Genomic DNA, 5,822 nt, shown 5'->3' with positions numbered 1-5,822 from the left:
GGTCTTTCCGTCCTGCCGCGCGTAACGAGCATCTTTACTCGTACTGCAATTTCGCCGAGTCCACGGTTGAGACAGCGCCCAAGTCGTTACTCCATTCGTGCAGGTCGGAACTTACCCGACAAGGAATTTCGCTACCTTAGGATGGTTATAGTTACCACCGCCGTTTACTGGGGCTTAAGTTCTCCGCTTCGAACCGAAGTTCTAACAGGTCCCCTTAACCTTCCAGCACCGGGCAGGAGTCAGTCCGTATACATCGTCTTACGACTTCGCACGGACCTGTGTTTTTAGTAAACAGTCGCTTGGGCCTGGTCTCTGCGGCCTTCATCGCTTCCGGGAGCAAGTCCCATCACGAATCCGGCCCCCCTTCTCCCGAAGTTACGGGGGTATTTTGCCGAGTTCCTTAACCGTGGTTCACTCGATCGCCTTGGTATTCTCTACCTGATCACCTGAGTCGGTTTGGGGTACGGGCGGCGCATAGCTCGCTAGAGGTTTTTCTCGACAGCATAGGATCATCCACTTCGTCCATACGGACTCCCCATCAGGTCTCAGGCACATGAACGGCGGATTTGCCTACCGTTCGCCCTACACCCTTAGCCGTGGGCAACCATCGCCACGGTTGGACTACCTTCCTGCGTCACCCCATCGCTTGACTACTACTAGTTCGGGTCGTGCGCTCTGCCACCATCGTCCCGAAGGATCCCGGTGGTTTTGGGCACTTAGCATCACTAGGTTCGTCATGGGCGCTATTTTGCCGGTACGGGAATATCAACCCGTTGTCCATCGACTACGCCTGTCGGCCTCGCCTTAGGTCCCGACTTACCCAGGGCAGATTAGCTTGACCCTGGAACCCTTGATCATTCGGCGGACTGGTTTCTCGCCAGTCATTCGCTACTCATGCCTGCATTCTCACTCGTGTGGCCTCCACGGCTGGATCACTCCGCCGCTTCACTGCCCACACGACGCTCCCCTACCCATCCATGCAACTGGACCACAAAGGCCTGTCTTACGCATGAATGCCATAGCTTCGGTGGATAACTTGAGCCCCGCTACATTGTCGGCGCGGAATCACTTGACCAGTGAGCTATTACGCACTCTTTCAAGGGTGGCTGCTTCCAAGCCAACCTCCTGGTTGTCTGTGCGACTCCACATCCTTTTCCACTTAGTTATCGCTTAGGGACCTTAGCTGATGGTCTGGGCTGTTTCCCTCTCGACTACGGAGCTTATCCCCCGCAGTCTCACTGCCGCGCTCTCACTTACTGGCATTCGGAGTTTGGTTAACGTCAGTAACCTTGTAGGGCCCATCGGCTATCCAGTGCTCTACCTCCAGCAAGAAACACGCGACGCTGCACCTAAATGCATTTCGGGGAGAACCAGCTATCACGAAGTTTGATTGGCCTTTCACCCCTATCCACAGGTCATCCCCTCAGTTTTCAACCTAAGTGGGTTCGGTCCTCCACGCGGTCTTACCCGCGCTTCAACCTGCCCATGGATAGATCACTTCGCTTCGGGTCTTGATCGTGCTACTCAAACGCCCTATTCGGACTCGCTTTCGCTACGGCTTCCCCACACGGGTTAACCTCGCAACACAACGCAAACTCGCAGGCTCATTCTTCAAAAGGCACGCTGTCACAGGGACGAATCCCCGCTCCAACGGTTTGTAGGCACATGGTTTCAGGTACTATTTCACTCCCCGCCAGGGGTACTTTTCACCTTTCCCTCACGGTACTTGTCCGCTATCGGTCACCAAGGAGTATTTAGGCTTAACGGGTGGTCCCGCCAGATTCACACGGAATTTCAGGGGTTCCGTGTTACTTGGGGTGACGTCTCAGAGCCATCGTCTTACGTGTACGGGGGTATCACCCTCTACGCCAGGACTTTCCAATCCATTTCGACTTCAACGATGGTTTCTAACTCTGTGTCGGATCGGCAGATCCGACGTGACGGCCCCACAACCCTCGAACAGCAACGCCTGCCGGCTATCACACTGCACGAGTTTGGCCTCTTCCGATTTCGCTCGCCACTACTCTCGGAATCACTTTTGTTTTCTCTTCCTACCGGTACTGAGATGTTTCACTTCCCGGTGTTCCCTCCAACTGTCCTATGTGTTCAGACAGAGGTAACTGGACATGACTCCAGCTGGGTTTCCCCATTCGGAAATCCCCGGATCACAGCTTGGTTACCAACTTCCCGGGGCTTATCGCAGGTTCCTACGTCCTTCATCGGCTCTTGGTGCCAAGGCATCCACCATGTGCCCTTAGTAGCTTGTCTTGCTACAAAGATGCTCGCGTCCACTGTGTAGTTCTCAAGATACGGGCGGTACCACCACAAACTCCGTGCCTACCCAGTCCAACGACCAAGCGGTTCAGCGGTGTGATGGCCCACGAGAAAACGAGTCAAGACTCGATCCCTCAGGACCCAACAGTGTGTCAAGTGCTCACCCCCACCAAACCCCGCGTTCCACGTCCCGAAGGACAGTACTAACAGACCAGGCGGAAAGCTCCCACCAACTAATCGACGTTCCACTAGTGAGCGTTGCCTGCCGCGACACATTCGGCCACGAAACAGACAGACTGGACAGACAATGTCTGCCAATAGCTCCTTAGAAAGGAGGTGATCCAGCCGCACCTTCCGGTACGGCTACCTTGTTACGACTTCGTCCCAATCGCCAGCCCCACCTTCGACGGCTCCCTCCACAAGGGTTGGGCCACCGGCTTCGGGTGTTGCCGACTTTCGTGACGTGACGGGCGGTGTGTACAAGGCCCGGGAACGTATTCACCGCAGCGTTGCTGATCTGCGATTACTAGCGACTCCGACTTCATGGGGTCGAGTTGCAGACCCCAATCCGAACTGAGACCGGCTTTTTGGGATTCGCTCCACCTTACGGTATCGCAGCCCTTTGTACCGGCCATTGTAGCATGCGTGAAGCCCTGGACATAAGGGGCATGATGACTTGACGTCATCCCCACCTTCCTCCGAGTTGACCCCGGCAGTCTCTTATGAGTCCCCACCATTACGTGCTGGCAACATAAGACGAGGGTTGCGCTCGTTGCGGGACTTAACCCAACATCTCACGACACGAGCTGACGACAGCCATGCACCACCTGTATACCGACTAAAAGGGGCTCTATCTCTAGAGCTTTCCGGCATATGTCAAACCCAGGTAAGGTTCTTCGCGTTGCATCGAATTAATCCGCATGCTCCGCCGCTTGTGCGGGCCCCCGTCAATTCCTTTGAGTTTTAGCCTTGCGGCCGTACTCCCCAGGCGGGGCGCTTAATGCGTTAGCTGCGGCACGGAACTCGTGGAATGAGTCCCACACCTAGCGCCCAACGTTTACGGTGTGGACTACCAGGGTATCTAATCCTGTTCGCTCCCCACACTTTCGCTCCTCAGCGTCAGGTAATGCCCAGAGAACCGCCTTCGCCACCGGTGTTCCTCCTGATATCTGCGCATTTCACCGCTACACCAGGAATTCCGTTCTCCCCTGCATACCTCTAGTCTGCCCGTATCGGAAGCAGGCCAGGTGTTAAGCACCTGGTTTTCACTCCCGACGTGACAAACCGCCTACGAGCCCTTTACGCCCAATAATTCCGGACAACGCTCGCACCCTACGTATTACCGCGGCTGCTGGCACGTAGTTGGCCGGTGCTTCTTCTGCAGGTACCGTCACTTTCGCTTCGTCCCTGCTGAAAGAGGTTTACAACCCGAAGGCCGTCATCCCTCACGCGGCGTTGCTGGATCAGGCTTTCGCCCATTGTCCAATATTCCCCACTGCTGCCTCCCGTAGGAGTCTGGGCCGTGTCTCAGTCCCAGTGTGGCCGGTCACCCTCTCAGGCCGGCTACCCGTCGAAGCCTTGGTGAGCCATTACCTCACCAACAAGCTGATAGGCCGCGAGCTCATCCTTCACCGCCAGAACTTTCCACAACCACCAGATGCCTGGAGTTGTCGTATTCGGTATTAGCCACCGTTTCCGGTAGTTATCCCAAAGTGAAGGGCAGATTGCTCACGTGTTACTCACCCGTTCGCCGCTCGTGTACTCCCGAAGGAGCCTTACCGCTCGACTTGCATGTGTTAAGCACGCCGCCAGCGTTCGTCCTGAGCCAGGATCAAACTCTCCGTTGAAATCATGCAGGCAACCACCCAAAGGCAGCCACCAAATCTCATAGATTGTTTCTCCCGGCAAGAGACCGAATCGCCGACATAATTGTCGGAATCATCGTTTCTTACCAAAGGAACCATCACAACCAATCACCAACCAAAAGGCCAGATCAAAAGCTGCGACGGGTTATCAATTAATTCGTCGACTTTTGACACACTGTTGAGTTCTCAAGGATCAAGCGCGCACNCCCAGCCTCACGACCAAGCCCCGGGGCAACCTGACAAAACTTACCGGAGTGAGATTCGCCTGTCAAACCGGCCAATCTGCTTCCAGATCCCATCGCACACACTGATCCAGGATCTTCCGAGGCCGCATCGTGGCGCACACTCAGAGGACCCCGAGAGGGGTACTGATGGGGGTGGCCGCCTGGTGGGACCGGAGCCCGGCCAGAAGGCCGTTCTTCCCGGTCGCTCTCGGCGACAGGTGAAACATTAGGCCACGCCCCACCACGGGTCAAATCGACGCGTTCAGGGCTCTCCCCCGGCCTCTGTGTCGCGCCCAGGAGAGCACGCTCCACACCGGGAAGCGGCGCCGTACGCGGCCGGCGTCCAGACCGAGAGGTCCCCAGCTGGTTGGCGTACGACGGGCCCTTGTGCACGGCGATCTCGCGCAGGCTCCAGGTCATCCCCGCTGGGTCGATCCCACTCGTGGGGCCGGCCGGGCGAAGAGCCTCAGTCGCAACCAGCGAGACGGCCATGACGGCGGATCACCTCGTGGGTGTACAGATCCGGGTGCCGTCCACCGCCAGCCGCGGACGCCTGTCCCACGGGATTCCGGGTCCGGGCCATGAGGACCCCGTCATCTCGGTCCTTGCCGAATCGTGCCTGCGGCACAATCGAAACCATGAGCCTCGACCTCGCACGGATCGGCAGGGCGATCGGTGCGCCAGCTCGCGCCGCGATGATCGATGCGCTGTTCGACGGGGCACCCCACACCGCCGGGCAGCTGGCCCACGTGGCCGGGGTTGCGCCGGCCACCGCGAGCCAACACCTGGCCCTCCTCGCCGACGCGGGTCTCGTAACCGTCGAGCCCCGAGGCCGATTCCGGCACTACCGACTGGCGAACGCCCGTGTCGCGCATGCACTGGAGCAACTCAGTGGCCCGGGCCAGGGCCCCGTCAGCTCACTTCGGCCGTCTCGCGAACAACGTCGTCTCCGGGCAGCTCGCACGTGCTACGACCACCTCGCCGGTCAGCTCGGGGTGGCCGTGGCTGAACGGTTCATCGCCGCCGCATGGACCGATCCGCAGATGAGCACCATCACCCCAGCCGGCACGGACGCCCTGGAAACCTACTTCGGAGTGGACCTCGACCTGGCCGCTCGCTCCCGACGCCCACTTGTGCGGCCCTGTCGTGACTGGACAGAGCAACGCGACCACCTGGCCGGCACCATCGGCACCATGATCGCCACCGCCATGCTCACCGACAACTGGGTCAACCGTCAGCCGGGAAGCCGAGCACTGAGTGTCACGCCCCATGGAATTGCCCAGCTCGAGCGGGCCGCCGTCACGACCGACGCCCACTCCCCCGTGAACGACAGAACCGGGTAGGCCTCGAGGCCTACCCGGTTCGGGATGTCACAGTGCCGCGCCATCGGCGATGCTCAGTTGGGTTGTTCGAGTTGTTGGGCGCGGGTGGCGGCGTCGGTGAGTTCGTCGCCGTCGAT

At 58.6% G+C, this 5,822-nt stretch carries 1 protein-coding gene and 2 rRNA genes; 1 reads left to right on the top strand and 2 read right to left on the bottom strand.

The features are described 5' to 3' along the window. Positions 1 to 2,268: ribosomal RNA gene (locus tag ASH02_RS02050) — 23S ribosomal RNA — on the bottom strand; the annotation flags it as partial. Between the two features lie 335 nt (positions 2,269 to 2,603). After that, positions 2,604 to 4,121: ribosomal RNA gene (locus tag ASH02_RS02045) — 16S ribosomal RNA — on the bottom strand. Between the two features lie 847 nt (positions 4,122 to 4,968). Here ASH02_RS02045 and ASH02_RS02040 point away from each other — a divergent pair. Then, entirely contained in the window at positions 4,969 to 5,706 is a 738-nt protein-coding gene (locus ASH02_RS02040) for an ArsR/SmtB family transcription factor (RefSeq protein ID WP_200959038.1), read from the top strand. Positions 5,707 to 5,822: the final 116 nt, after the last annotated feature.

Origin of the sequence: Nocardioides sp. Soil796, from assembly GCF_001429525.1 — a bacterium.
In the GTDB taxonomy this organism is placed as follows: Bacteria; Actinomycetota; Actinomycetes; order Propionibacteriales; family Nocardioidaceae; genus Nocardioides.
This window is presented reverse-complemented; position numbering and strand designations above follow the sequence as displayed.